Source organism: Cellulosimicrobium marinum, assembly GCF_020551945.1.
GTDB lineage: Bacteria > Actinomycetota > Actinomycetes > Actinomycetales > Cellulomonadaceae > Cellulosimicrobium > Cellulosimicrobium marinum.
Genome location: NZ_JAJBZH010000008.1, coordinates 88,638 through 114,754, shown reverse-complemented (window position 1 = coordinate 114,754; position 26,117 = coordinate 88,638). Strand labels below are relative to the sequence as shown.

Sequence of the window (26,117 nt, the reverse complement as noted above, 5' to 3'; positions counted from 1 at the left end):
GGAGGGACGACGGGGTGCGCCGCCGCGCACGTATCCTGTGCCCTGCGGCGCCTCGCCGCCCCTCCCTGGAGCCTGACCGGCCCCGTCGCCGGCCGACCGAAAGAAGAGCCGTGCCCGCTGTCCCCGTCGAGTCCCACCCGCCCCTGCGCGTCGCCCTGCTGGGCTGCGGCGTCGTCGGCACGCAGGTCGCGCGGCTGCTGACGCAGGAGGCGGACGACCTCGCCTCGCGGGTCGGCGCGCGGCTCGAGCTCGTCGGCATCGCCGTCCGGGACGCGTCCGCGCCCCGCGACCCGGTGGTCGACCGGTCCCTGCTCACCGAGGACGCAGGAGGGCTCGTCGAGCGGGCGGACATCGTCGTCGAGGTCATGGGCGGCACCGAGCCGGCCCGCGAGCTCCTGCTCCGCGCGATCGGTGCCGGGGCCGCCGTCGTCACCGCCAACAAGGCGCTGCTCGCCGAGGACGGCCCGACGCTCTACCGGGCGGCCGACGACGCGGGCGTCGACATCTACTTCGAGGCCGCCGTCGCCGGCGCCATCCCCATCGTGCGCCCCGTGCGGGAGTCGCTCGCCGGCGACCACGTGCAGCGCGTCCTCGGGATCGTCAACGGCACCACGAACTACGTGCTCGACCAGATGACCAGCACGGGCGCCGACCTCGCGGAGGCCGTCGCCGAGGCGCAGGCCCTCGGGTTCGCCGAGGCCGACCCGACCGCCGACGTCGAGGGCTTCGACGCCGCCGCCAAGGCCGCGATCCTCGCGAGCCTCGCGTTCCACACGCGCGTCCGCCTCGACGACGTCGCCCGCGAGGGCATCATGTCCGTCACCGCCGACGACGTCGCGTGGGCCGCCCAGACCGGCCACGTCATCAAGCTGCTCGCCATCGCCGAGCTCCGCGACGGGGAGGGCGGCGCACCCGGCGTGTCCGTGCGGGTCCACCCCGCGCTCCTGCCGAGCACCCACCCCCTCGCCACCGTCCGCGGGTCGTTCAACGCCGTGTTCGTCGAGGCCCGGTCGGCGGGCGAGCTCATGTTCTACGGCCGCGGCGCCGGCGGTGCCCCGACCGCCTCGGCCGTCCTGGGCGACGTCGTCTCCGCCGCACGGCACCGCGTCCTCGGGGGCAAGGGCCCGCAGGAGTCCACCTACGCCGAGCTGCCGATCCTCCCGCCGAGCGCCGCCCTCACCCGGTACCAGATGCGGCTCGACGTCGAGGACCGCCCCGGCGTCCTCGCACAGGTCGCGCAGGCCCTCGCCGAGCACGGCGTCTCCATCGAGGCCGTCCGGCAGCCCAGCGCACCCGAGGCCGAGGCCGCGGAGGGCACGCAGACCCCGCCGAGCGGCGTCGCGCAGCTCGTCATCACCACCCACACCGCGCCCGAGTCGGCGCTCGCGGCGACCGTCGAGGCCGTCGCCGGGCTCGACCCGGTCCGTACCGTCACGTCCGTCCTGAGAGTCGAGGGAGCCTGATGGCCCAGCAGATGGCACACCAGTGGAGGGGGATCATCGCGGAGTACGCGGATCGCCTCCCCGCGCACGTCTCGGAGCGCGTCGTCACGCTGGGGGAGGGCGGCACGCCGCTCGTCGAGGCGCCCGCGCTGTCCGACCGCACCGGTGCGCAGGTGTTCGTCAAGGTCGAGGGCATGAACCCGACGGGGTCGTTCAAGGACCGTGGGATGACCACGGCGATCTCCGCCGCCGCCGCGCGCGGCGCGAAGGCGGTCGTGTGCGCGTCGACGGGCAACACGTCCGCGTCCGCCGCGGCGTACGCGACGCGCGCCGGCATGCTCTGCGCCGTGCTCGTCCCGGACGGCAAGATCGCGATGGGCAAGCTCAGCCAGGCCATCGCGCACGGCGCGCGCCTGCTGCAGGTCGACGGCAACTTCGACGACTGCCTCGTCGCGGCCCGCAAGCTCGCCGAGACGCACCCCATCGAGCTCGTGAACTCGGTCAACCCCGACCGCATCGAGGGGCAGAAGACGGGCGCGTTCGAGATCGTCGACGCCCTGGGCGACGCCCCGGACATCCACGCGCTGCCGGTGGGCAACGCCGGCAACATCACGGCCTACTGGCGCGGGTTCCGCGAGTACGCGGGCCAGGGCGCCCCCGGTCACCCGGGCGAGGGCCTGCCCGCCGTCGCGACCCGCGTGCCGCAGATGTGGGGCTTCCAGGCCGCGGGCGCCGCGCCGATCGTCGCCGGGCACCCGATCACCGAGCCCGAGACGATCGCGACCGCGATCCGCATCGGCAACCCCGCCTCGTGGGAGCTCGCCGAGGCGGCGCGCGACGACTCGGGCGGCGTCATCGAGTCCGTCACCGACGAGCAGATCCTCGCGGCGCACCGCGTGCTGTCCAGCGAGGTCGGCGTCTTCGTCGAGCCCGCGTCCGCGGCGGGCGTCGCGGGCATCCTCGCGCGCGCCGAGCGCGGTCTCGTCCCGGCGGGTGCGCGGATCGTCGTCACCGTCACCGGGCACGGGCTCAAGGACCCGCAGTGGGCGCTGCGGACCGCGGACGGCGGCGACGTCGTGCCGACGCGCGTGGGCGCCGACGTCGTGTCGATCGCCGACGCGCTCGGTCTCGGCTGATGCAGCTCGGCGCCGACCACGTCCGGGTCCGCGTGCCCGCGACGAGCGCGAACCTCGGGCCCGGCTTCGACGCGCTCGGTCTCGCCCTGGCGCTCCACGACGTCCTCGACGTGCGGGCGCTCGGCAGTGATGAGGTCGTGGTCGACGTCGAGGGCGAGGGCGCCGGCGAGGTGCCGGGCGACGAGACCCACCTCGTGGTGCGCGCGCTGCGCACCGCGCTCGACGTCGCCGGCGCGCCGCAGACCGGCCTGCACCTGACCTGCGTCAACCAGGTCCCGCACGGGCGCGGCCTCGGGTCGTCGGCGGCCGCCGTCGTCGCGGGCGTCGTGGCGGCGCGCGCGCTCGTCGCCGACCCGTCGGTGCTCGACGACGACGTGGCCCTGCGGATCGCGACCGAGCTCGAGGGACACCCGGACAACGCGGCACCCGCCCTGCTCGGCGGGGCGACGGTCGCCTGGACGGGGCACGACGGCGCGCGGGCCGCCCGCCTGGACATCCACCCCGACGTCCGGGCGACCGTGCTCGTCCCGTCCGCGCGCCTCGCGACGAGCCGCGCCCGCGGCGTGCTGCCGCCGACCGTCCCCCACGGCGACGCCGCGTTCAACGCGGGTCGCTCCGCGCTGCTCGTCGAGGCGCTCACGCGCCGCCCCGACCTGCTGCTCGACGCGACGGACGACCGGCTGCACCAGGGCTACCGCGCCGACGTGATGCCGACGTCGTACGAGCTCGTGCGCGCGCTGCGCCGCGCGGGGCTCGCCGCGACCGTCTCCGGTGCCGGACCGACCGTCCTGGTGCTCAGCGACCGGGCCGGTGCCGAGCGGGTGGGCCAGGTCGCCGGCGAGCTGCTGGACGGGACCCCCGACTGGGCCGTGCGTCGTCTCGACGTCGACCCGGACGGTGTCGTCGCGCGCCGGGTGGCCCCCGCCTGACGCGCGTCCCGTCGGGCGGGGCTCGGCGGGACGCCCGCCGTGGCGTGCCGCGCAGGGGTCCGGGCAGGAACGCTCGGGTGCTAGGATGGGGGCAGCCTTCGGTCATACCCTCCCGTCCCGTCCGACGTCGGTCCGGCGTCGCGTCGGGGGATCCGTTCGACCACCACCAGGTCCGGTCGGACCGGGAGCCATCCGAGAGAAGGCCATCCAGCCCACGTCAGCTGACGTCGTCGTACCACTGACGCGTGGTTGTAGCTGCGCTCCGGCCGTCACGGTCGGGCGTCGACCACCCGCGGCCCACCCTCTGAGAGGTGGGCGCAGACGAGGGGGAAGGGTCCTTCGTGACAGACACCATCGACACCGCCACGAGCAGCGCGAACGGTTCCGCTGCCGGCGGGAACGCCCGGGGCGCCGCGCTCGGCACGCTGCGCCTCCCGGAGCTGCAGGCGCTCGCGTCGCAGCTCGGGGTGAAGGGCACGTCCAAGATGCGCAAGAGCGATCTCGTGGACGTCATCCGCGCTCGCACCGGCGAGCAGAGCGCCCCCGCGCGGACCGCGGGTGCGGCGCCCCAGAACGACACGCCCCGCACCGGGGCGTCGCCGGACGGCGCCGAGCCGCGTGCCGCCCGTGGCCGCAGCCGTCGCGCCGACCGCCCGGCGGGCTCCGGCGAGACCACCGAGGCGCGCTCGGACGCGCCCGCCGCCGCGAGCCGTGCGGCACGCGGGGCCGCCCCCGTGCTCGACCTGCCGGTCCGCTCGGGCGAGCAGGGCGAGAACGGCAGCCGCCGCGCCGAGCGCTCGCGCGACGAGCGCGACTCGCGCTCCGAGGCTGCTGCCGCCGTCGCCGAGGCGCTCGGCGAGCAGGGCGTGCGGGCCCGTGACTCCGAGTCGACCGACGACCGCGCGGCGCGTGCCGCGGCCGCCGTCGGCCTCGTCACCGGAGAGCGCGGTTCGCGCCGGTCGGGCCGTGGCGCGGGTGCGCCGTCGACGGACACGGACGGCGAGCGCCAGCGCTCCGGCGACCGGTCCGGTGAGCGCTCCGGCGACCGCCAGCAGGGCCAGCAGCGCTCCGGCGAGCAGGGGTCGCGCGGCGACCGCCAGGGCGACCGCCAGAGCGAGCGCAACGACCGCGGCGGGCAGGACGACGAGCGCGGCGGCCGCCGCCGTCGCGGCCGCGACCGCGGCCGGGACCGCAAGCGCGGGCGCAACCGCCAGAACCCCGACGTCGCCGGTCTCGACGACATCGAGGTGAGCGAGGACGACGTCCTGCTGCCCGTCGCCGGCATCCTCGACATCCTCGACAACTACGCGTTCGTGCGCACCAGCGGCTACCTGCCCGGCTCGAACGACGTGTACGTCTCGCTCGGCCAGGTGAAGAAGGCCGGCCTGCGCCGCGGCGACGCGGTCACGGGCGCGGTGCGCCAGCCCCGCGAGGGCGAGAACCAGGGCAGCAGCGCGCGCCAGAAGTTCAACGCGCTCGTGCGCCTCGACTCGGTCAACGGCATGTCGCCGGAGGAGGCGCGCCAGCGCCCCGACTTCACCAAGCTCACGCCCCTGTACCCGCAGGAGCGGCTGCGCCTGGAGAACGCCGAGGCGACGCGCCTCACGCCGCGCGTCATCGACATCGTCGCGCCCGTCGGCAAGGGCCAGCGCGGCCTCATCGTCGCGCCGCCCAAGGCGGGCAAGACGATCATCATGCAGCAGATCGCGAACGCGATCACCGCGAACAACCCCGAGGTCCACCTCATGGTGGTCCTCGTGGACGAGCGGCCCGAAGAGGTCACCGACATGGAGCGGACGGTCAAGGGCGAGGTCATCGCCTCGACGTTCGACCGCCCCGCGTCCGACCACACGATCGTCGCCGAGCTCGCCATCGAGCGCGCGAAGCGGCTCGTGGAGCTCGGCCAGGACGTCGTCGTGCTGCTCGACTCGCTGACCCGCCTGTCGCGCGCGTACAACCTCGCGGCGCCCGCGTCGGGCCGCATCCTGTCCGGTGGTGTCGACGCCTCGGCGCTCTACCCGCCGAAGCGCTTCTTCGGCGCGGCCCGGAACATCGAGAACGGCGGCTCGCTGACCATCCTCGCGTCGGCGCTCGTCGAGACCGGCTCGAAGATGGACGAGGTGATCTTCGAGGAGTTCAAGGGCACCGGCAACATGGAGCTCCGCCTGTCCCGCAACCTCGCGGACAAGCGCATCTTCCCGGCCGTGGACGTCAACGCCTCCGGCACGCGCCGCGAGGAGATCCTGCTCTCGCAGGACGAGCTCAAGATCGTCTACAAGCTGCGACGCGTCATGGGCGCGCTCGACCAGCAGCAGGCGATCGAGCTGCTGCTCGGCAAGCTCAAGGACACGAAGTCGAACGTCGAGTTCCTCCTGCAGGTCCAGAAGACCACGCCGCAGGGCTTCGCCGACGACGACAACGTCGGTCGCACGATCTGACGCCCGCCGGCCGCGGGCCGTCCCGTGCCCGGGGCGGCCCCGCGGTCTGGCACAATGGTTCGTCGGTCTGCGTCACGCAGACCGCGTCTGCGGTTCACAGGCCCGGGGTCTCCCGGGGCTGACCCGGAGACCTCGCACCCAAGGAGACACTGTGAAGTCTGGTATCCACCCCGAGTACGTCCTCACCGAGGTGACGTGCACCTGCGGCAACACCTTCGTGACGCGCAGCACCGAGACGTCCGGCAAGATCAGCTCGGACGTGTGCAGCGCCTGCCACCCGTTCTACACGGGCAAGCAGAAGATCCTCGACACCGGTGGCCGCGTGGCCCGCTTCCAGGCGCGCTACGGCAAGAAGGACGCCGACAAGTAGCATCCCCGCAGCGCCGGTGGTCCGCGCCCGACAACCTCTCCAGGGGCAGTCGAGCGGCGCGGACCACCGGCGCTGTCGCGTTGCCGGGGTCGGTGCGTCGACGCCTCCCCGCCGCCGGCCCTGCCGGACCCGTTGACCCCGAGGAGCCCGAGTGACCGACCAGTTCGCCGCGACGAGGCCTCTCCTCGCCGAGCACGCCGAGATCGAGGCGCAGCTCGCCGACCCGTCGGTCCACGCCGACCCGGCACGGGCGCGCGCGCTCGGGCGCCGGTACGCAGAGCTCAACCAGGTCGTCGGCGCGCACCGGGCGTGGCGCGAGGCGACGGACGACGCCGAGGCCGCGGCCGAGCTCGCCGCGGAGGACGAGGCCTTCGCCACCGAGCTCCCCGCGCTGCGCGAGGCGGCCGACGCCGCGGCCGAGCGCCTGCGTCGCGTGCTCGTCCCGCGCGACCCCGACGACGGTCGCGACGTCATCCTCGAGATCAAGGCGGGGGAGGGCGGCGAGGAGTCGGCGCTCTTCGCGGGGGACCTCCTGCGCATGTACCTGCGCTACGCCGAGCGCCAGGGCTGGAAGACCGAGGTCATCGAGGCCACGGAGTCGGACCTCGGCGGGTACAAGGACGTCCAGGTCGCCGTCAAGGCGAAGGGCGCCCCGTCGGACCCGGCGGAGGGCGTCTGGGCGAACCTCAAGTACGAGGGGGGCGTCCACCGCGTCCAGCGCGTCCCCGTCACGGAGTCGCAGGGCCGCATCCACACGTCGGCGGCCGGCGTCCTCGTCTTCCCCGAGGTCGAGGACCCGGGCGAGGTCGAGATCGACCCGAACGACCTGCGCATCGACGTCTACCGCTCCTCCGGGCCGGGCGGGCAGTCGGTCAACACGACCGACTCCGCGGTGCGCATCACCCACGTGCCGACCGGCATCGTCGTGTCGATGCAGAACGAGAAGTCCCAGCTCCAGAACCGCGAGCAGGCCATGCGCGTGCTGCGTGCCCGGCTGCTCGCCGCCCAGCAGGAGGCTGCGGCCGCCGAGGCGGCGGACCTGCGCCGCTCGCAGGTCCGCACCGTGGACCGCTCGGAGCGCATCCGCACCTACAACTTCCCCGAGAACCGCATCGCGGACCACCGGACCGGGTACAAGGCGTACAACCTCGACCAGGTGCTCGACGGCGACCTCGGCCCCGTCGTGCGGTCCGCCGTCGAGGCGGACGAGGCCGCGCGGCTCGCGGCGGCGGGCGAGGCCTGACCCCGTGGGCGACGGTACGGTCGCGGGCGGTCCGGTGGCGGACCCCCGTCCTTCCGTGGGGGTGCGCTGGGCCACCGGTGTGCTCGACGAGAGCGGGGTCGCGACCCCGCGTGCCGACGCCGAGATCCTGCTCGCCCATGTGCTGGGCGTGCCGCGCGGTGAGGTGCGGCGGCTGGCCGTCCTGGACCGGCCGCTGCCCGACGACGCGGTGCGGGCCTTCGAGGACCTCGTGGCCCGGCGCGCGGCTCGCGTGCCGCTGCAGCACCTCACGGGCACGGCGCCGTTCCGGCACCTCGACCTCGCGGTCGGTGCCGGCGTCTTCGTGCCGCGTCCCGAGACGGAGCAGGTCGCGCAGGTCGCGGTCGACGCCGCCCGGGAGGCCGTCCGGCGCACGGGGCGCGCGGTCGTCGTCGACCTGTGCACGGGGTCGGGCGCGATCGCGCTCGCCGTGGCGAGCGAGGTGCCCGGCGCCGAGGTGCACGCCGTGGAGCTCGACGCGGCGGCCCACGGCTGGGCCGAGCGCAACGTCGCGTCCGTGCGCGAGGCGACGGGCGCCGTCGTGCACCTGGTCCGCGGGGACGCGCGGCGGGCCCTCGCCGGGCCGCCGGGGAGCGGGGGGCTCGACGGCGCGTGCGACGTCGTCGTGTCCAACCCGCCCTACGTGCCGCCCGGAGCCGTCCCGCGGGACCCCGAGGTGGCGGACCACGACCCGGCGGTCGCCCTGTACGGGCTGGGTGCGGACGGGCTCGAGGTGCCCCGCGGGGTGACCGCGGCGGCCGCGCGCCTCCTGCGTCCCGGCGGGCTGTACGTCATGGAGCACGCCGAGGTCCAGGCCGCGGCGGCCCGCGCGATGGTCGCGGCGGCGGGGGAGTTCACCGACGTGCGGACCGGTCAGGACCTCACGGGCCGCGACCGGATGGTCGTCGCGCGCCGCGCCGGCGGCGACGGACGCTCCGGCGAGCGTGGAACACTGGTCCCGTGAGCACCGTCCACCCCGTGACCGACCCGAACACCTGGGGCCCTGGGATCGACGAGGCGGTCAACGCCGTGTCCCGCGGCGGCCTCGTGGTCCTTCCCACCGACACCGTCTACGGCATCGGCGCCGACGCGTTCGACGCGGACGCCGTGTCCGCGCTGCTGGCCGCGAAGGGCCGGGGCAGGCACATGCCCCCGCCGGTGCTCGTGCCCGACGCGCGGACCCTCGACGGGCTCGCCACCGACGTGCCCGACGACGTCCGTCGCCTCGTCGAGGAGCTGTGGCCCGGCGGGCTCACCATCATCCTGCGCGCCCAGCCGTCCCTCGCCTGGGACCTCGGTGAGACGCACGGGACCGTGGCGCTGCGCATGCCCGACCACGAGGCCGCGCTCGCGCTGCTGCGTCGTACGGGCCCGCTCGCGGTCTCGTCCGCGAACACGACCGGCAGCCCTGCTGCGCTCGACGTGGACGACGCGCGCACGCAGCTCGGCGACGCCGTCGCGGTCTACCTCGACGGCGGCACGGCGCCCGGCGGGGTGGCGTCCACCATCGTCGACGCCACGTCGGGCGCGCTGCGCGTCGTGCGCGCGGGCGCCGTGCCGCTCGACCGGCTGCGCGAGGTCGCGGCCGTCGACGGGCCCCAGGACGCCGTTCCCGGGGACGACGCAGCCTCCGGCACGGCGGCCGACGAGGAGCCCGCGGGCGCCACCTTGCACGAGGGGGACCAGCCGGAGGCGAACGGCGGGTGAGGGTCTACCTGCTCGTCATGCTCGTCGCCGCCGCGGTGACGTTCCTGACGACGCCTTTCGCCCGGTGGGTCGCGATGAGGTCCGGGGCGATCACGGCGGTCCGGGCGCGCGACGTGCACACCGTCCCGACCCCGAGGCTCGGCGGCGTCGCGATGCTGCTCGGGCTGGTCGTCGCCGTGGTGCTCGCGTCGCAGATGCCGTTCCTCGAGGGCGTCTTCGTGCGCGACGTCGCGGGGGTCGCCGTCGTCGACCCACGGGTGTGGGGGATCGTCGGGGCGGCGGCGATCGTCTGCCTCCTGGGCGTGGCCGACGACATCTGGGACCTCGACTGGATGACCAAGCTCGCCGGGCAGGTGCTCGCCGCCGGTCTCATGGCGGCCCAGGGCGTGGTCCTCTACACCGTCCCCGTCGGCGGGTTCCAGGCGCTGCCGTCCTCGCGCCTGCAGCTCGTCGCGACGATCCTCGTCGTCGTCGTCGCCATGAACGCGGTGAACTTCGTCGACGGGCTCGACGGCCTCGCGGCGGGCCTCGTCGCGATCGGCGGGACGGCGTTCTTCGTCTACTCCTACGCGCTCACCCAGCGCACGGACCCCGACGACTTCTCGAGCCTCGCGACGCTCGTCATCGCCGCTCTCGTCGGGGTGTGCGCGGGCTTCCTCCCGCACAACTTCAACCCGGCCCGGATCTTCATGGGCGACTCCGGGTCGATGGTGCTCGGGCTCGTCTTCTCCGGGGCGGCGATCGTCGTCACCGGCAACATCGACCCGGGGGCGACCTCGGGCCGCGAGCAGCTGCCCGCGTTCATCCCGCTGCTGCTGCCGCTCGCGGTCATCCTCCTGCCGCTCCTGGACATGGGGATGGCCGTGGTGCGGCGCGTGCTCGCGGGCAAGTCCCCGTTCCACCCCGACCGGATGCACCTGCACCACCGGATGCTCGCGCTCGGCCACTCCCACCGTCGTGCCGTCCTCATCCTCTACGTGTGGACGGCGGTCTTCGCGTTCGGCGCGGTCGCGCTCGTCGCGTGGGACGCCCGCACGGTCGCGGTCGGGCTGGGCGTCGCGTGCGTCGTGGCGCTCCTGCTCACGCTCGGCCCGCTGCGTACGCGTGGACGGTTCCTCGACGACCAGGAGCCCCCGCAGGACGCGCACGAGACCGGCGGTCTCCCGCCCGACGCCGACCGGACCCCCCCTCCTCGACCCGCCTCCGCGCCGTCGGGCGCGACCACCTCGACCCCGCCGAAGGAAGCCTGAGATGGACACCCACCAGCCCGAGCCCGCGCACCCCGAGCAGGGGGCGGGCGCCGACCCCGGCACGACCGGCTCCCCGGACACGGCCGCGCCGCAGGCCGAGCAGACGCTGGGCCCGCACGGCCAGGCCGTCCGGGCCGTCTTCCGCACCGCCCTGCGGGACGTCCTCGTCCTGCTCGGCGGGCTCACCGTGCTCGGTGTGGCCGTCGGCGCGCTGGTCTCCGGCGTCGCGGGGGTCTGGGGTGCCCTGCTGGGCGTCGGGGTGGCGCTGGTCTTCTCCGCGACGACGGTGTGGACCATGCTCCGCACGGTCGACTCGACGCCGACGACGACGGCGGCGGTGGTCATGGGCAGCTGGCTCGCGAAGATGGTCGTCCTCGTGGCGGTCCTCGTGGTGCTGCGCGGCATGGACTTCTACGACCGCTGGGTGTTCGCGGGGGTGCTCCTCGTCGGCGTGATCGGCTCGGCCGTCCTCGACTACAGGGCCGTGAACAGGGGACGGATCCCCTACGTCGAGCCCGCCCCGCGCACGGGCGGCCCGACGGCCTCCTGAACCGTCCGGAACGGTTGCCCCGGGCGCATGAGCAGAATGTCACAAGCGCCGCCGGATCGGCGTGAGCACGCCGATCCATACGTTAGGCTAGCGGCGAATCCATGACGGCCAGGTCCGACGGCGTGCCCACGATCGAGTGGTGAGTGCCCGGACCACACGACCATTGGGAGTCCACCCTGTCCACGCTTGCGACCCCCGTGATCCTCGCTGCCTCCGAGAGCGAAGGTGGCTTTCACGCGCCGTCCATCGCCGACTTCTTCCCGCCGGCCATCCTCTTCGAGGACACGATCTTCCAGATCGACCGCATCTGGATCCTGCGGATCATCGCGACGGTCGTCCTCCTGACCGTGTTCCTCATCGGCGCACGCCGCGCGAAGCTCGTCCCCGGGCGTCTCCAGAACGTCCTCGAGATGGGCATCGACTTCGTGCGCGTCCAGATCGTCGAGGAGATCATGGGGAAGGAGACCGCCCGCCGGTTCGTCCCCATGATCGCGACGATCTTCTTCGCCGTGCTCGCGTTCAACATCACCGCGGTCATCCCCGGGCTGAACCTCGCCGGGACGTCGCGCATCGGTCTTCCCCTCGTGCTCGCGCTCTGGGTGTTCGTCACCTACTGGGCGGTGGGCATCAAGAAGCACGGGCTGGGCGGCTACCTGAAGAACAACCTGTTCCCCCCGGGGATCCCGTGGCCGATCTACATCATCGTCACGCCGATCGAGCTCCTGCAGATCCTCGTCATCCGGCCCGCCTCGCTGGCGATCCGACTCGCGGCCAACATGATCGCCGGGCACATCATGCTCGTGCTCTGCTTCGCGGCGACGCAGTACTTCATCTTCGAAGCGGCCCCCGCCATGAAGGCGTTCGGCGCGCTGACCCTCGCCGGCGGCTTCGCGATCACCCTGTTCGAGGTCCTCGTGGCCTTCCTGCAGGCGTACATCTTCGCGCTCCTCGCGGCCGTCTACATCAACATGTCGCTGGAGGAGGAGCACTGACCCCCGGGTCCGTGCCCGGCAGCGTCACCCGCACCACCAGCAGCACCCTCATCAAGCGCAGTACCAACGCGACGCCCGATCATCCGGTCGGGCGCCCAACGGAAGGAACGAGCAATCGTGGACGTCACCACTCTCGCTGAGGTCTCCGGCAACGTCGGCACCATCGGGTACGGCCTCGCGGCGATCGGCCCCGGCATCGGCCTCGGCATCCTCATCGGCAAGACCATCGAGGGCATCGCCCGCCAGCCCGAGGTCGCCGGCCAGCTCCGCGCCACCATGTTCATCGGCGTCGCGTTCGTCGAGGTGCTCGCGCTGCTCGGTCTCGTCGCCGGCTTCCTCTTCACGGCGTGATGCCGGCGCTGGCGACCGCCGCGCTGAACGTCGCGGCGGAGACGGGCGAGGAGCCTGCAGGCATCGACCTGTTTCTCCCCGCCGGGTACGACATCCTCTGGTCGTCCGTCGTCGTGCTCGTGATCGCGATCGTCTTCTACAAGGCGATCCTGCCGAAGTTCCAGGCGGTCCTCGACGAGCGCACGGCCAAGATCGAGGGCGGGCTCGCCAAGGCGGAGTCCGCGCAGGCCGAGGCGGCCGCCGCGCTGGCGGAGTACCACCAGCAGCTGCAGGAGGCCCGTGCCGAGGCCGCGAAGATCCGCGAGGAGGCCCGCGCCGAGGGCTCGGCCATCGTCGCGGACCTGCGCACCAAGGCGTCGGACGACGCCGCGCGGATCGTCGAGACGGCGCACCGCCAGATCGAGGCCGAGCGCCAGCAGGCCGCGGTCTCGCTGCGCAACGACGTCGGCCTGCTCGCGACCGAGCTCGCGTCGAAGATCGTCGGCGAGTCCCTCGCCGACTCGGCGCGCCAGAGCCGCGTGGTCGACCGCTTCCTCGACGAGCTCGAGGCCGCGGGTCCCGCGGCGGCGAGCTCCGTCGGCGGTCAGGCCGCCAAGGAGGACTGATGCGCGGTACGAGCGGAGAGTCCCTGTCCCAGGCGCGCGAGCGGTTCGAGCCGGTCCTGCGCTCTGCCGGGGACGACGCCCTCGCCCTGGGCGAGCAGCTGTTCGCGGTCACGGCCGCGCTCGACGAGTCGGCACCGCTGCGGCGGTCGCTCGCCGACCCGTCGCGCTCCGGCGACGACAAGGCGGCGCTCGTGACGGCGGTCCTGCGGACCGGCTTCGACGGTCGCGTGGTCGACCTCGTCTCGGGTCTGGTGCGCTCGCGCTGGTCGCACGAGCGCGACCTCGCGGACGCGGTCGAGCACCTCGGTCTCGACGCGGTCCTCGCGTCGGCCGAGCACCGCGGTGCCCTCGAGAAGGTCGAGGACGAGCTGTTCCGCGTCTCGCGGTCGCTCGTCGGCCAGCGCGAGGCACGGCAGATCCTGTCCGACGACACGACCGCCCCGGAGCGGCGCGCGACCTTCGTCGCCTCGCTCCTCGACGGCAAGGTGGACCGGGTCACCTCGGTCCTCGCCCAGCACGCGACGCGCGCGCTGCGCGGCCGCCGGTTCGTGCCGACGCTGGGGTGGATCGGCGAGGTCGCCGCGGAGCGGCGCCAGCGCCTGGTCGCCTCCGTCACCTCGGCGGTCGTGCTCGACGCCGCTCAGCTCGACCGGCTCGGCGCGCTCCTCGAGCGTGCCTACGGGCGGGCCGTGCAGCTCAACGTCACGGTCGACCCGGCCGTGCTCGGCGGGCTGCGGGTCCAGGTCGGCGCGGACGTCGTCGACTCGACCGTGCTGTCGCGTCTCGCCGACGCCCGTCGGCGTCTCGTGAGCTGACTCCCCGGGCCGACATCCTCCCGACCGACGACCGCCTGCCGGCCACCGGCCGCACAACGACAAACGTTCGACCGCACCCGAACCACGAGGTGCGGCCACGACAGGAGAAGAGCAATGGCTGAGCTGACGATCCGGCCGGAGGAGATCCGGGCCGCTCTGGACAGCTTCGTGAAGTCCTACGAGCCCGAGGGCGCCGTGTCCGAGGAGGTGGGCCGGGTCACCCTGGCCGCCGACGGCATCGCGAACGTCGAGGGTCTGCCCGGCGCGATGGCCAACGAGCTGCTGCGCTTCGAGGACGGGACCCTGGGTCTCGCCCTCAACCTCGACGTCCGCGAGATCGGTGTCGTCGTCCTCGGCGAGTTCACCGGCATCGAGGAGGGCCAGGAGGTCCGCCGCACCGGTGAGGTCCTGTCCGTCCCCGTCGGGGAGGGCTACCTCGGGCGCGTCGTCGACCCGCTCGGCAACCCGATCGACGGTCTCGGCGAGATCGCGACCGAGGACCGCCGCGCCCTGGAGCTCCAGGCCCCCGGCGTCATGGCCCGCAAGTCGGTCCACGAGCCGCTGCAGACCGGCCTCAAGGCGATCGACTCGATGATCCCGATCGGCCGTGGTCAGCGCCAGCTGATCATCGGCGACCGCCAGACGGGCAAGACGGCGATCGCGATCGACACGATCATCAACCAGAAGGCCAACTGGGAGTCGGGCGACCCGGAGAAGCAGGTCCGCTGCATCTACGTCGCCGTCGGCCAGAAGGGCTCGACCATCGCCTCGGTGCGCGGCGCCCTCGAGGAGGCCGGCGCGCTCGAGTACACGACGATCGTCGCGGCCCCGGCCTCCGACCCCGCCGGCTTCAAGTACCTCGCGCCGTACACCGGCTCGGCCATCGGCCAGCACTGGATGTACTCCGGCAAGCACGTCCTCATCGTGTTCGACGACCTGTCGAAGCAGGCCGAGGCCTACCGTGCCGTGTCGCTGCTGCTGCGCCGCCCGCCGGGCCGCGAGGCGTACCCGGGCGACGTCTTCTACCTGCACTCCCGTCTGCTCGAGCGTTGCGCGAAGCTCTCCGACGAGCTGGGCGCGGGCTCGATGACGGGCCTGCCCGTCATCGAGACGAAGGCGAACGACGTGTCGGCGTACATCCCGACGAACGTCATCTCCATCACCGACGGCCAGATCTTCCTCCAGTCGGACCTCTTCAACGCCGACCAGCGCCCCGCCGTCGACGTCGGCATCTCGGTGTCCCGCGTCGGTGGTGCCGCACAGGTCAAGGCCATGAAGCAGGTCTCCGGCACGCTGAAGCTCGAGCTCGCGCAGTACCGCTCGCTCGAGGCGTTCGCGATGTTCGCGTCCGACCTCGACGCGGCGTCGCGCGGCCAGCTCGCCCGCGGTGCGGTGCTCATGGAGCTGCTCAAGCAGGGCCAGTACTCGCCGTACCCCGTCGAGGAGCAGGTCGCGTCCATCTGGGCCGGCACGAAGGGCAAGCTCGACGACGTCCCCGTCGACGACGTGCGCCGCTTCGAGTCCGAGCTCCTCGACCACCTGCGCCGCAACACCGACGTGCTCTCGACGATCGCCGACACCGGCAAGCTCGCCGAGGACACGGAGTCGCAGCTCGCCTCGGCGGTCGACGCCTTCCGTGAGGGCTTCCTCAAGGGAGACGGCTCGCCGCTCGTGGGCGGCGACGAGGTCGAGGACGAGGGCGTGGACGTCGAGCAGGAGCAGATCGTCCGTCAGAAGAAGGGCTGAGCATGGCCGGATCCCAGCGCGTCTACAAGCAGCGGATCAAGTCGACGCAGTCCCTGAAGAAGATGTTCCGCGCGCAGGAGCTCATCGCTGCGTCGCGCATCGGCAAGGCACGCGCACGCACGGCGGCGGCGACGCCGTACTCGCGGGCGATCACGCGTGCCGTGTCGGCGGTCGCGACGCACACCGCGACCCAGCACCCGCTGACGAGCGAGCGCACCGACACCAACCGTGTCGCGGTGCTCGTCGTCGCCTCGGACCGCGGCATGGCCGGCTCCTACTCCGCCTCGATCCTCCGCGAGACCGAGCGTCTCGTGGAGCGGCTCACGGCGGAAGGCAAGGAGGTCGTGCTCTACGCCTCGGGCCGACGTGCGATCTCGTACTACACGTTCCGTGAGCGCGAGCTCGCCGGGACGTGGTCGTACGGGTCGGACGCCCCGAACGCCGAGGTCGCCGGCGAGATCGCGGACACGCTCCTCCAGGCGTTCCTCGCGCCGGCCGCCGAGGGCGGCGTGAGCGAGCTGCACATCGTGTACACGCAGTTCGTCAACATGGTGACGCAGCGTCCTCGCGTCGTGCGGATGCTCCCGCTCGAGGTCGTCGAGGGCGTCGCCCCCGCGGGCAAGCACGACGTGCTCCCGCTGTACGACTTCGAGCCGTCGCCCGAGGCGGTGCTCGACGCCCTGCTGCCGCGCTACGTGCGCAGCCGCATCTTCAGCTGCCTCCTCGAGGCGGCGGCGTCCGAGCTGGCGGCGCGCCAGCGCGCGATGCACACGGCCACCGACAACGCGGAGGACCTCATCCGCACCTACACGCGGTTGGCGAACCAGGCCCGCCAGGCGGACATCACCCAGGAGATCAGCGAGATCGTCTCGGGTGCCGACGCGCTGGCGGCGTCATGACGCGCCACCGGGTGGCCACGGCCGGCGTGCCCGCCACCACCGACATCCTGACCGAAACCGCCGGGGACCGTCCCGGCACTGCGAAGCGAGGCCAGCAATGACCGCCACCACCGTGGAAGCCCAGGTCGAGCACTCCAGCGGTCCCGGCGTGGGCCGTGTCGCGCGTGTGATCGGCCCCGTCGTGGACATCGAGTTCCCGGCGGACGCGATCCCCGACATCTACAACGCGCTCCAGGTCGACATCGACCTGTCGTCGCAGGGCGAGGGCGAGCAGAGCTTCACGCTCATGCTCGAGGTCGCCCAGCACCTCGGCGACTCGCTCGTGCGCGCCATCGCGCTCAAGCCGACGGACGGTCTCGTCCGCGGCGCCCAGGTCACCGACACGGGCGCGCCGATCAGCGTTCCCGTGGGCGACGTCACCAAGGGGCGCGTGTTCAACGTGACCGGTGACGTGCTCAACGCGGAGCCGGGCGAGAAGGTCGAGATCACCGAGCGGTGGCCCATCCACCGCAAGCCCCCGGCGTTCGACCAGCTCGAGTCGAAGACCACGATGTTCGAGACGGGCATCAAGTCGATCGACCTCCTCACCCCGTACGTGCAGGGTGGGAAGATCGGCCTCTTCGGTGGTGCGGGCGTCGGCAAGACGGTCCTCATCCAGGAGATGATCCAGCGCGTCGCGCAGGACCACGGCGGTGTGTCCGTGTTCGCCGGCGTCGGCGAGCGCACGCGTGAGGGCAACGACCTCATCGTCGAGATGGAGGAGGCGGGCGTCTTCGACAAGACGGCACTCGTCTTCGGCCAGATGGACGAGCCGCCGGGCACGCGTCTTCGCGTCGCGCTCTCCGCGCTGACGATGGCGGAGTACTTCCGTGACGTGAAGAAGCAGGACGTGCTCCTGTTCATCGACAACATCTTCCGCTTCACGCAGGCGGGTTCCGAGGTGTCGACGCTGCTCGGCCGCATGCCCTCCGCGGTGGGCTACCAGCCGAACCTCGCCGACGAGATGGGTCTCCTCCAGGAGCGCATCACCTCGACGCGTGGTCACTCGATCACCTCGCTCCAGGCGATCTACGTCCCCGCGGACGACTACACCGACCCCGCCCCGGCGACGACGTTCGCGCACCTCGACGCGACGACCGAGCTCTCCCGCGAGATCGCGTCGCGCGGTCTGTACCCCGCGATCGACCCGCTCGCGTCGACGTCGCGCATCCTCGACCCGCGCTACGTGGGCCAGGAGCACTACGACGTCGCCACGCGCGTGAAGTCGATCCTGCAGCGCAACAAGGAGCTGCAGGACATCATCGCGATCCTCGGTGTGGACGAGCTCTCGGAGGAGGACAAGACGGTCGTCGCGCGTGCGCGCCGCATCCAGCAGTTCCTCTCCCAGAACACCTACATGGCAGAGAAGTTCACCGGCGTCGTCGGCTCGACGGTGCCGCTGAGCGAGACCATCGAGGCGTTCAAGAAGATCGCGGACGGCGAGTTCGACCACATCGCCGAGCAGGCGTTCTTCAACATCGGCGGCCTCGAGGACCTCGAGCGCAACTGGGCCCGCATCCAGAAGGAGTACGGGGCCTGATCCGACGCCGCGGGGGTGGGCGGGCGACCGCCCGCCCCCGCGACCGTCATCGCCCGCGGTCCGTCCCTTCGGCCGCGGAGCACCGTCGTACGGGTCCGTCCCGTGCGGCGGGTCGGACCTGATCCGGACACCGTGCCGGGGATGAAGGAGTTGCAGTGGCACAGCTGAACGTCGACCTCGTCTCGGCGGACCGCAAGATCTGGTCGGGCGAGGCGCAGATGGTGAGCGCCCCGGCCGCCGACGGCGAGATCGGCATCCTCGCGGACCACTCGCCCCTGCTGTCGGTGCTGCGCGAGGGGTCGGTCCGGATCAAGGCCACCCAGGGCACGCCGCTGGAGGTGCGGATCTCCGGCGGGTTCCTCTCGGTGGACGCCAACCAGGTCACGATCGTCGCGGACTCGGTCGAGTCCGAGTCCGCTCGCTGAGCACCGGGACCGGCCACCGATGACGCCCCCCGTCTGGATCGCGATCGGCCTGCTGCTCGCAGCGGTCGTCGTGGTCGGGCTGGGGGCGTTCCGCCTGCGTGCGCTGGCCCACCGCGTCGGGTCGTTCGAGTGCGGCGTACGTCCCGCGGGCGTCGAGGGTGCTGCCTGGACGTCCGGGATCGCCCACTACGGCGTGGGGCGGATCGACTGGTGGCGGTCGTGGTCGCTCGCGTGGCGCCCCGCGCGCATCTGGTCCCGGTACGACCTGCAGCTTCTCGGCCGGGAGCCGTTCACCGGCCCGGACGCCCGCCCGGACTCCTACCTCGTCCGCTGTCGCTACGACGGCCAGGACTTCGAGCTCACCATGACGCGGCCCGCGTACGAAGGCCTCGCCTCTTGGCTGGAGGCCGCGCCGCCCGGCCGGCGCGACGTCGTCGTCTGAGCGGAACGGTCGCGGCACGCCCGTCCCGTCACCCTCTCGCCCGACCGCCCTCGGCGGTCACCTCGACCAGGAGGACACGCCGCTCCATGCGCCTCGTCGTCGCCCGCTGCTCCGCCCGCTACACGGGCAGGCTCTCCGCACACCTGCCGCTCGCGACCCGCGTGCTGCTCGTCAAGGCCGACGGCAGCGTGCTCCTGCACTCCGACGGCGGCTCCTACAAGCCGCTCAACTGGATGAGCCCGCCGTGCACGCTCGCGGTGCGCGCGCCGTCGGACGACGCGGTGACACGCGGCGTGACCGAGGTGTGGGCGGTCCAGCACGCCAAGAGCGACGACCGCCTCGAGATCGAGCTGCACGAGGTGCTGCACGACAGCTCCCACGACCTCGGCGTCGACCCCGGCCTCGTCAAGGACGGCGTCGAGGCGCACCTGCAGGAGATGCTCGCCGCGCAGATCGACCTCCTCGGCACGGGTCACACCCTCGTCCGCCGCGAGTACCCCACCGCGATCGGCCCCGTCGACATCCTCGCGAAGGACCCGACCGGCGCCACCGTCGCCGTCGAGATCAAGCGCCGCGGGGACATCGACGGCGTGGAGCAGCTCACCCGGTACCTCGACCTGCTCAACCGCGACCCGCTCCTCGCGCCCGTGCGGGGCGTCTTCGCCGCGCAGGAGATCAAGCCCCAGGCGCGCGTGCTCGCGACCGACCGGGGGATCGGCTGCCTCGTCCTCGACTACGACGCGATGCGGGGCGTCGACGACGTGGAGTCGCGGCTCTTCTGAGCCTGAGCCTGAGCCTGGGCCGGGGGCGCGTGGGCTTCGGGTGCGTGGGCTTCGGGTGCGTGGGTGGACGGGACGGGTCCTGGCGGGTCTACCATCCGGACCCTCGTTCCTCGGGTCCTCCCGCCAGACCCGCCACGACCCGCCAGAACCCGTCCCGTCCACCCACTCGGTCGTCCACCCACTCGGTCGTCCACCCACTCGGTCGTTCAGTCTTGCGGTCGTTCAGTCTTGCGGTCGTCCAGCCTTGCGGTCCTCCAGCCTTGCGGTTCGCCCGTCCGGCGCCGGCCCCACGGGTCTCCCACGTCTGCCCGCACGGGTCGATCGGATCGGGAGCAGAACGGCCGTGGTAGTTTTTGAACATGTTCAGATATGCCGTCGGGGCGTGCGCGCGATGAGCGGGGCGACGCCGAAGTCCGAGCGGACGCGGGCGCTGGTGCGGGACGTCGCGATCCGGATGCTGCGCGACGTCGGCTACGAGCGGACGACGATGCGGGCGATCGCGGCGGAGGCGGGGGTGAGCACGGGCAACGCGTACTACCACTTCCCGTCGAAGGACGCGCTCGTGCAGGAGCTCTACCTCGAGGTCCAGGACGAGCACGCGGCGCTCGCCGAGCCGCTGCTGTCGGCGGGCGGGACGCTCGCGGAGCGGGTGCGCGGCGTCTGGGGTGCGTCGGTGGACGCGTTCGCCCCGTTCCACGCGTTCGGGGCGGAGTTCGTGTCCGTCGCGATCCGGCCGGGGTCGGACGCCAGCCCGTTCTCGGCGGTGTCGGCGCCCGCGCGGCACCGGTCGCGCGCGCTCTTCGAGGAGGTCGTCGCCGGGGCGGAGCCCGCGGTGCCGGCGCGGCTGCGCGCCGAGCTGCCGGAGCTGCTGTGGCTGGGGCAGCTCGGCGTGACGCTGTTCTGGGTGCACGACACGTCCGCGGGGTTCGCGCGGACGCGGCGGCTGGTCTCGGGCGGCGCGGCGCTCGTCGGGAGCGTGGTCCGGCTGTCCCGCCTCCCGGTGGCTCGCGGGGTGGTCGACGACGCGCTGCGGCTCCTGCGGGCCGTCCGCCCGGGGCCCGACGCGGCGCCCGACGGCGAGGGGGAGCGGTGAGCCCGGGGGCGGCCGCGCTCGTCACGGCCCTCGTGGCGCTCGGGATGGTCGTGGTGCTCCCGCTCGGTCTGCGGCTCCTGGGCAGCCCGACCGTGCCCGCGCCGTTGAACCCGCTGTGGCCGCTCGCGGGGCTTGTGGGCGCGACGAGCCTCATGCTGCCGCGCGGTGCTCCCGCCACCGCGTGCGCGACCGTCTTCGCCGCGGCGACGCTCGTGCTGCTCGGCGCCGCCGTCCGCACGGGCTGGGCCGCGCTGCACGGCGGGCGCCGGGATGCGGAGGCCGCTCAGGTGCTCGCGACGGTCGTCGCCCTCGGGACGCCCGCGGTGGGGGCGTGCGCCCTCGTCGCCGAGCGCGCGGGGTGGGGGCTCCTCGGGTTCTCCGGCACGTATCTCGCCCTCACCGTGCCGCACATGCTCTACGCGGGCTTCGGTGCCGCGCTGGTCGCGGGGACCGTGGCGCGCCTCGCGCCCGACGACCAGCTCGCGCGCGCGGGAGCGTGGGGAGTCCCGGTGGGCACCCTCCTCGTGCTCGTCGGGTACTTCCTGGGCGACGTCGCCGAGCTCGTCGGCGCCCTGGTGCTCACCACGGCGCTGTGGTCGACGGCGGCCGCGACGACGCGCGCCCTCGTCGCGCCTCCCGGGCGGGGGGGCGGTCGCGCGGGTCCTGCTCGGGACGGGGGGCGCCACGGTCGCCGTCTCGATGCTGCTCGCCGTGTGGTGGGCGGTGGGCGAGGCCTTCGCGGTGCCGCACCCGGGACTCGGTGTCATGGCCGCCACGCACGGGCTGGCGAACGCCGTCGGGTTCGTGCTCTGCACCGTCCTGGGGCTCCGCCTGCTCCGGGCCACGACCGCCGGCGGACGCCGGCCCGAGCGCACGAGGAGCGCCGCATGACGTTCACCTACCCCGAGGTGGGGGCGACCCGCACGGGTGCGCGCCCGGACGGCTACCGGCACGTGCGCGTGCAGGTCCGGCTGTCGCGGCACGCGCACCCGCCCCAAGACCTCGACCGCCTCGGCGACGCGCTCCTGCGGTGGCAGGTCCACGCGGCGGCCCGGCTGCGGGTCGAGACCGACGCGCCGGAGGCGGCGCCCGGCGTGCGGGTCACGACGCTGCTCGGCGTCGGCCCGCTCCACCTGCGCGAGTGCTGCGAGGTCGTGTGGGTCGAGCGGAGCGAGGAGCGCGTCGCGTTCGGGTACGGCACGCTGCCCGGCCACGCGTTCGTCGGAGAGGAGATGTTCGCCGTCGAGCGCGACGCGGCGGGCGACCTGTGGTGGCGCGTCGAGCTCTTCAGCCGTCCGGCGCTGTGGTGGTTGCGGCCGGTCGCGCCGGTGCTGCCCCTGGTCCAGCGGGCGTTCGCCCGGCACCTCGCGCGGGGCGCCGCACGCGTCCTGCGCGCGACGACCGGACCCTGACGGATTTGTGCGCCGGGCGTACGAAGTGCGCCACAATGAGGGCATGGCCGACGAGCAGCGAGCGCACCGTCCCGACGAGCAGACCGCGGAGCGGGCCGGGGGAGGCGCTGCACCGTCGGCGACCGTCCTCACGGGCCGGGTGGTGACCCCCACGGGCGTCGTCGAGGACGGGGCCGTGGTCGTCGCGGGGGAGCGGATCGCCTGGGTCGGGCCGCGGGCGGAGCTCGCAGCCGCCGGGTTCGACGACCCCGGCACCACCGACGGCTCCACGATCCTGCCCGGCCTCGTCGACGTGCACGACCACGGCGGCGGCGGCGCGAGCTTCCCCGACGCGACGAGCGCCGACGACGCGCGGGTCGCGGCACGCGAGCACCTGCGGCACGGCACGACGAGCCTCGTCGCGTCCCTCGTGACGGCACCGCGCGACGTCCTCCTCGCACGGGTCGCGACGCTCGCCGACCTCGCGGACGCCGGAGAGCTCGCCGGGATCCACCTCGAGGGCCCGTTCCTGTCCGAGGTGCGGTGCGGTGCGCAGAACCCGCACGACATGCTCGACGGCGACCCCGCGCTCGTGCGGGAGATCGCGGCCGCCGCCCGGGGGCACCTGCGGACGATGACGGTCGCGCCGGAGGTGCCGGGCGTCGTCGGGCCGGGCGGCGTGATCGAGACGCTCGTCGAGGTCGGCGCGCTGCCGTCCATCGGGCACACGGACGCGAGCACCGAACAGACCGAGGAGGCGATCGCCGCCGGCGTCGCCGCGCTCGCGGCCGCCGGGCGCGACAGCGTGCGCCTGACCGCGACGCACCTGTTCAACGGGATGCGCCCGCTGCACCACCGTGAGCCCGGCCCGATCGCCGCGTGCCTCGCGGCGGCCGCGCGCGGCGAGATGGTGGTCGAGCTCGTCGCGGACGGGACGCACCTCGCCCACGGGACGACCCGCAGCGTCGTGGAGCTCGTCGGGGCGCACGTCACCGACGGCGCGGTCGCCGGGCCGGACGCCGTCGCCCTGGTCACCGACGCGATGGCTGCCGCGGGGATGCCGGACGGCCGCTACGACCTCGGGCCGATGAGCGTGACCGTCGCGGACGGCGTCGCGCGGCTCGCCGAGGGCGGGTCCATCGCGGGCGGGACGTACCACCTGCTCGACGTGGTGCGCGAGACAGTGGCAGCCGGCGTCGCGCTCGTCAACGCGGTCCGGGCTGCGTCGTGGACCCCGGCGGGGGTGCTGGGGCGTGACGACGTGGGCGGGCTCGTGCCGGGCCGTCGTGCCGACGTCGTGGTCACGGACGCGGATCTCCGGGTGCGCCGGGTGCTGCGCGGGGGGACGCTCGTCTCGGGCGGCTGACCTCCCGGTGCCGGGCGGTCCGGTGCCGGGGTACCCTGGCACCGCCCGGCGTGGAAGCGCTACCACGCCGCGCTCGCCCGACCGCAGGCCGACACCGATCAGCGAGGATCCCGTGACCACCGAGACCACCCCCCGAGCACCCGAGCCCGCACCCGGCCCCGCGACGTCGGGCAGGCGGACGTTCCCCGCCGGCTTCCTGTGGGGCTCCGCCACCGCGTCCTACCAGATCGAGGGCGCCGCCGCCGAGGGCGGCCGCACCCCCTCCATCTGGGACACCTTCTCCCACACCCCCGGCAAGACCCTCGGCGGCGACACCGGCGACGTCGCCGACGACCACTACCACCGGTGGGCCGAGGACGTGCAGCACATCGCCGACCTCGGCCTCGGCGCCTACCGCTTCTCCATCTCCTGGTCGCGCGTCCAGCCCGGCGGCACCGGCCCCCTCAACCCCGAGGGCGTCGCCTTCTACTCACGGCTCGTCGACGCCCTGATCGAGAAGGGCGTCCGGCCCGTCGTCACGCTCTACCACTGGGACCTCCCCCAGGAGCTCGAGGACGCCGGCGGGTGGGCCCACCGCGACACCGCCCTCGCGTTCGCCGAGTACGCCCGCCACATGGCCCGCGAGCTCGGCGACCGCGTCGACACCTGGACCACGCTCAACGAACCCTGGTGCTCCGCCTACCTCGGCTACGGCTCCGGCGTGCACGCCCCCGGTCGCACCGAGCCCGCCGCCGCGCTCGCGGCCGTGCACCACCTCAACCTCGCCCACGGGCTCGCCGTCGCGGCGATCCGCGACGAGCTCGGCGACGACGTGACGACCTCGGTCACGCTCAACCTCCACGTCATCCGCCCCGACGACCCCGCGTCCGACGCCGACCTCGACGCCGTCCGCACGATCGACGCGCTCGCCAACCGCGCGTTCCTCGGCCCGATCCTCGACGGCGAGTACCCCGCCGACCTCCTCGCGGACACCGCGCACGTGAGCGACTGGTCGTTCGTGCACGACGGCGACCTCGACCTCGTCCGTCAGCCGCTGTCGATCCTCGGCGTGAACTACTACTCGACCGTCCGTGTGCGCCACCACGACGGCACGGGCGAACGGTCCGAGAACGACGGCCACGGCGCCTCGAGCCACAGCCCGTGGATCGGCGTCACCGACGTCGAGTTCGTCCAGCAGCCCGGCCCGTACACCGCGATGGGCTGGAACATCGAGCCCGCCGGCATGACCGAGCTCCTGACGTCAGTCGCCGCGACCTACCCGGACCAGCCGATGATGGTCACCGAGAACGGCGCCGCGTTCGCCGACGAGGTCACGCACGACGACGACGGCACGCCCCGTGTGCACGACGACCGCCGCGTCGCCTACCTGCACGACCACGTCGACGCCGTCGGCGCCGCGATCGACGCCGGCGCCGACGTGCGCGGCTACTTCGCCTGGTCGCTGCTCGACAACTTCGAGTGGGGGTACGGGTACGACCGCCGGTTCGGCATCATCCGCGTCGACTACGACACGCTCGAGCGCACCTGGAAGGACTCCGCGCACTGGTACCGCCGGCTCGCGACGTCGAACGTCCTCCCCGGGGTGGACGAGACCGTCTGACGCGGCACCCTCCACCGGCGCGCCGGGGGAGTCGCGCCTACGCGTGAACCATGCGCGGACCGCCGGCGCCCCGCGTGTGTCCCGACACCCCGCGTGGAGTGCCGAGGAGGGGCCTGGTGACGTTCGTCGCACCGTCGACCCGGACGGGTGCCGCGGGGCGACACGCCGAAGGATCCGGACGTGTGCGGGCGCGGGGCGCGGCGGTGTGTCCGGTTGGTGCCGTTCGCGGAGCGGGGTCACGGGGGCCGCGGACGTGCCGGGGGAGTGCGGGACGGGCGCGCACAGGGTGTGGAGCGCCGTCGTCCCCACCCTGTGGACGACGGCGCGTGGGCCGCGCCACCGTGCCGATCCGGCGGTGTCGCGGCGGTGGACGGACGGTGGACGGAGGGTGCCCGGCGGGGGTGTCAGAGGGCCCTGGGAACATGGTCCCGTGCCTCCTAGCACACGCGAGCGGGTGAACTCGGACCACGACATCTAGTGGGGTGGCGGTGTCCGAACCCCTAGGTATAGTGGTTGCACACCCAGGGGGCGAAGGCCTTCCCGGGAATCACACAGACGTAGTTCCACCGGTGTCCTTCGAGGTCAGAGACTCTTCTCCCTCCCCGAGGACCACCCTCCGGACGAGAGACGAGGAGTCACCCCATGAGCGTCACGGTCTACAGCAAGCCGGCTTGCGTTCAGTGCGACGCGACGTACCGCGCTCTCGACAAGAAGGGCGTCGAGTACACGGTGGTGGACATCAGCCAGGACGCGGAGGCGCTCGAGCTGGTGCGCGGGCTCGGTTACCTGCAGGCCCCGGTCGTCGTGGCCGGCGACGAGCACTGGTCGGGCTTCCGCCCCGACCAGATCAACGCGCTCGCGCAGAAGGTCGCCCCGGTCGTCGCCTGACGGCAGGGCACGCGGCGGTCAGCAGACCGCGGCGGTCGGCAGCACCGCAGGTTCAGCAGG

The 26,117-nt window shown here is 73.6% G+C and carries 26 protein-coding genes and 1 pseudogene; all 27 read left to right on the top strand.

The features are described from left to right. Positions 1–110 precede the first annotated feature (110 nt). Positions 111–1,463 carry a homoserine dehydrogenase gene (locus LGQ04_RS16100; RefSeq protein WP_229244978.1) on the top strand — a complete coding sequence of 451 codons (1,353 nt, stop codon included), beginning with the start codon at positions 111–113 and terminating at the stop codon, positions 1,461–1,463. A gap of 11 nt (positions 1,464–1,474) precedes the next feature. Next, on the top strand, positions 1,475–2,578 hold the full coding sequence (thrC, locus tag LGQ04_RS16095) for a threonine synthase (RefSeq protein WP_229245003.1): 1,104 nt from the start codon (positions 1,475–1,477) through the stop codon (positions 2,576–2,578). After that, positions 2,578–3,507, top strand: a complete 930-nt coding sequence (gene thrB / locus LGQ04_RS16090; protein WP_229244977.1) for a homoserine kinase — start codon at positions 2,578–2,580, stop codon at positions 3,505–3,507. Before thrC ends, thrB begins: the two co-directional genes overlap by 1 nt. Positions 3,508–3,848: 341 nt before the next feature. Beyond that, entirely contained in the window at positions 3,849–5,945 is a 2,097-nt protein-coding gene (rho, locus tag LGQ04_RS16085; protein WP_229244976.1) for a transcription termination factor Rho, read from the top strand. Between the two features lie 151 nt (positions 5,946–6,096). After that, a complete protein-coding gene (gene rpmE, locus LGQ04_RS16080) occupies positions 6,097–6,315 on the top strand; it encodes a 50S ribosomal protein L31 (RefSeq protein ID WP_229244975.1) in 219 nt (72 codons plus the stop codon). 151 nt (positions 6,316–6,466) lie between these two features. Continuing rightward, entirely contained in the window at positions 6,467–7,558 is a 1,092-nt protein-coding gene (gene prfA / locus LGQ04_RS16075) for a peptide chain release factor 1 (RefSeq protein ID WP_229244974.1), read from the top strand. 61 nt (positions 7,559–7,619) lie between these two features. Further along, positions 7,620–8,540 carry a peptide chain release factor N(5)-glutamine methyltransferase gene (gene prmC, locus LGQ04_RS16070; RefSeq protein WP_229245002.1) on the top strand — a complete coding sequence of 307 codons (921 nt, stop codon included), beginning with the start codon at positions 7,620–7,622 and terminating at the stop codon, positions 8,538–8,540. Then, entirely contained in the window at positions 8,537–9,283 is a 747-nt protein-coding gene (locus LGQ04_RS16065; RefSeq protein WP_229244973.1) for an L-threonylcarbamoyladenylate synthase, read from the top strand. Before prmC ends, LGQ04_RS16065 begins: the two co-directional genes overlap by 4 nt. Continuing rightward, positions 9,280–10,533, top strand: coding sequence for a glycosyltransferase family 4 protein (locus LGQ04_RS16060; RefSeq protein ID WP_229244972.1), 1,254 nt, complete (start codon positions 9,280–9,282; stop codon positions 10,531–10,533). The genes LGQ04_RS16065 and LGQ04_RS16060 overlap by 4 nt, the downstream gene beginning before the upstream one ends. A 1-nt stretch (position 10,534) precedes the next feature. Then, positions 10,535–11,083, top strand: a complete 549-nt coding sequence (locus LGQ04_RS16055) for a Cg1360 family ATP-synthase-associated protein (RefSeq protein WP_229244971.1) — start codon at positions 10,535–10,537, stop codon at positions 11,081–11,083. Between the two features lie 197 nt (positions 11,084–11,280). Continuing rightward, positions 11,281–12,075 (top strand): F0F1 ATP synthase subunit A, encoded by a 795-nt coding sequence (gene atpB, locus LGQ04_RS16050; protein ID WP_229244970.1) that lies wholly within the window; start codon positions 11,281–11,283, stop codon positions 12,073–12,075. Between the two features lie 117 nt (positions 12,076–12,192). Further along, on the top strand, positions 12,193–12,426 hold the full coding sequence (locus LGQ04_RS16045; protein WP_229244969.1) for an ATP synthase F0 subunit C: 234 nt from the start codon (positions 12,193–12,195) through the stop codon (positions 12,424–12,426). After that, the gene (locus LGQ04_RS16040; RefSeq protein ID WP_229245001.1) at positions 12,426–13,031 is read left to right on the top strand and encodes a F0F1 ATP synthase subunit B; all 606 of its coding nucleotides are present in this window, start codon (positions 12,426–12,428) and stop codon (positions 13,029–13,031) included. Before LGQ04_RS16045 ends, LGQ04_RS16040 begins: the two co-directional genes overlap by 1 nt. After that, a complete protein-coding gene (locus LGQ04_RS16035) occupies positions 13,031–13,846 on the top strand; it encodes a F0F1 ATP synthase subunit delta (protein WP_229244968.1) in 816 nt (271 codons plus the stop codon). Before LGQ04_RS16040 ends, LGQ04_RS16035 begins: the two co-directional genes overlap by 1 nt. Positions 13,847–13,960: 114 nt before the next feature. Continuing rightward, a complete protein-coding gene (gene atpA / locus LGQ04_RS16030) occupies positions 13,961–15,592 on the top strand; it encodes a F0F1 ATP synthase subunit alpha (RefSeq protein ID WP_229244967.1) in 1,632 nt (543 codons plus the stop codon). A 2-nt stretch (positions 15,593–15,594) separates the two neighbouring features. Further along, on the top strand, positions 15,595–16,491 hold the full coding sequence (locus LGQ04_RS16025; protein WP_229244966.1) for a F0F1 ATP synthase subunit gamma: 897 nt from the start codon (positions 15,595–15,597) through the stop codon (positions 16,489–16,491). 97 nt (positions 16,492–16,588) lie between these two features. Then, positions 16,589–18,070: a F0F1 ATP synthase subunit beta gene (gene atpD / locus LGQ04_RS16020; RefSeq protein WP_229244965.1), complete on the top strand. Its 1,482-nt coding sequence runs from the start codon at positions 16,589–16,591 to the stop codon at positions 18,068–18,070. A gap of 155 nt (positions 18,071–18,225) precedes the next feature. Continuing rightward, complete coding sequence (locus tag LGQ04_RS16015) at positions 18,226–18,495, top strand: F0F1 ATP synthase subunit epsilon (protein ID WP_229244964.1); 270 nt, start codon at positions 18,226–18,228, stop codon at positions 18,493–18,495. Positions 18,496–18,514: 19 nt separating this feature from the next. Further along, the gene (locus tag LGQ04_RS16010) at positions 18,515–18,937 is read left to right on the top strand and encodes a DUF2550 domain-containing protein (RefSeq protein WP_229244963.1); all 423 of its coding nucleotides are present in this window, start codon (positions 18,515–18,517) and stop codon (positions 18,935–18,937) included. An 86-nt stretch (positions 18,938–19,023) separates the two neighbouring features. Next, a complete protein-coding gene (gene nucS / locus LGQ04_RS16005) occupies positions 19,024–19,719 on the top strand; it encodes an endonuclease NucS (protein WP_229244962.1) in 696 nt (231 codons plus the stop codon). A gap of 391 nt (positions 19,720–20,110) precedes the next feature. After that, a complete protein-coding gene (locus tag LGQ04_RS16000; RefSeq protein ID WP_229245000.1) occupies positions 20,111–20,812 on the top strand; it encodes a TetR/AcrR family transcriptional regulator in 702 nt (233 codons plus the stop codon). Continuing rightward, positions 20,809–21,429: pseudogene (locus LGQ04_RS17935) on the top strand (YndJ family transporter); the annotation flags it as partial. The gene LGQ04_RS16000 and the pseudogene LGQ04_RS17935, both read left to right, overlap by 4 nt. 82 nt (positions 21,430–21,511) lie before the next feature. Continuing rightward, positions 21,512–21,703 (top strand): YndJ family transporter, encoded by a 192-nt coding sequence (locus LGQ04_RS17930; protein WP_372470115.1) that lies wholly within the window; start codon positions 21,512–21,514, stop codon positions 21,701–21,703. Continuing rightward, a complete protein-coding gene (locus LGQ04_RS17925; RefSeq protein WP_267495050.1) occupies positions 21,700–22,224 on the top strand; it encodes a DUF1990 domain-containing protein in 525 nt (174 codons plus the stop codon). Before LGQ04_RS17930 ends, LGQ04_RS17925 begins: the two co-directional genes overlap by 4 nt. Positions 22,225–22,267: 43 nt before the next feature. Then, on the top strand, positions 22,268–23,569 hold the full coding sequence (locus tag LGQ04_RS15990; protein WP_229244960.1) for an N-acetylglucosamine-6-phosphate deacetylase: 1,302 nt from the start codon (positions 22,268–22,270) through the stop codon (positions 23,567–23,569). A 112-nt stretch (positions 23,570–23,681) separates the two neighbouring features. Then, positions 23,682–25,169: a GH1 family beta-glucosidase gene (locus LGQ04_RS15985; RefSeq protein ID WP_308016423.1), complete on the top strand. Its 1,488-nt coding sequence runs from the start codon at positions 23,682–23,684 to the stop codon at positions 25,167–25,169. Positions 25,170–25,811: 642 nt separating this feature from the next. Beyond that, positions 25,812–26,057 (top strand): glutaredoxin-like protein NrdH, encoded by a 246-nt coding sequence (gene nrdH / locus LGQ04_RS15980; protein WP_229244959.1) that lies wholly within the window; start codon positions 25,812–25,814, stop codon positions 26,055–26,057. Positions 26,058–26,117: the final 60 nt, after the last annotated feature.

Coding starts and splice junctions, on each gene's coding strand:
- thrC (WP_229245003.1), top strand. CDS start 1,475: ATGGCACACCAGTGGAGGGGGATCATCGCGGAGTACGCGGATCGCCTC.
- thrB (WP_229244977.1), top strand. CDS start 2,578: ATGCAGCTCGGCGCCGACCACGTCCGGGTCCGCGTGCCCGCGACGAGC.
- LGQ04_RS16055 (WP_229244971.1), top strand. CDS start 10,535: ATGGACACCCACCAGCCCGAGCCCGCGCACCCCGAGCAGGGGGCGGGC.
- LGQ04_RS16040 (WP_229245001.1), top strand. CDS start 12,426: ATGCCGGCGCTGGCGACCGCCGCGCTGAACGTCGCGGCGGAGACGGGC.
- LGQ04_RS16035 (WP_229244968.1), top strand. CDS start 13,031: ATGCGCGGTACGAGCGGAGAGTCCCTGTCCCAGGCGCGCGAGCGGTTC.
- atpA (WP_229244967.1), top strand. CDS start 13,961: ATGGCTGAGCTGACGATCCGGCCGGAGGAGATCCGGGCCGCTCTGGAC.
- LGQ04_RS16025 (WP_229244966.1), top strand. CDS start 15,595: ATGGCCGGATCCCAGCGCGTCTACAAGCAGCGGATCAAGTCGACGCAG.
- atpD (WP_229244965.1), top strand. CDS start 16,589: ATGACCGCCACCACCGTGGAAGCCCAGGTCGAGCACTCCAGCGGTCCC.
- LGQ04_RS16010 (WP_229244963.1), top strand. CDS start 18,515: ATGACGCCCCCCGTCTGGATCGCGATCGGCCTGCTGCTCGCAGCGGTC.
- nucS (WP_229244962.1), top strand. CDS start 19,024: ATGCGCCTCGTCGTCGCCCGCTGCTCCGCCCGCTACACGGGCAGGCTC.
- LGQ04_RS16000 (WP_229245000.1), top strand. CDS start 20,111: ATGAGCGGGGCGACGCCGAAGTCCGAGCGGACGCGGGCGCTGGTGCGG.
- LGQ04_RS17930 (WP_372470115.1), top strand. CDS start 21,512: ATGCTGCTCGCCGTGTGGTGGGCGGTGGGCGAGGCCTTCGCGGTGCCG.
- LGQ04_RS17925 (WP_267495050.1), top strand. CDS start 21,700: ATGACGTTCACCTACCCCGAGGTGGGGGCGACCCGCACGGGTGCGCGC.
- LGQ04_RS15990 (WP_229244960.1), top strand. CDS start 22,268: ATGGCCGACGAGCAGCGAGCGCACCGTCCCGACGAGCAGACCGCGGAG.
- nrdH (WP_229244959.1), top strand. CDS start 25,812: ATGAGCGTCACGGTCTACAGCAAGCCGGCTTGCGTTCAGTGCGACGCG.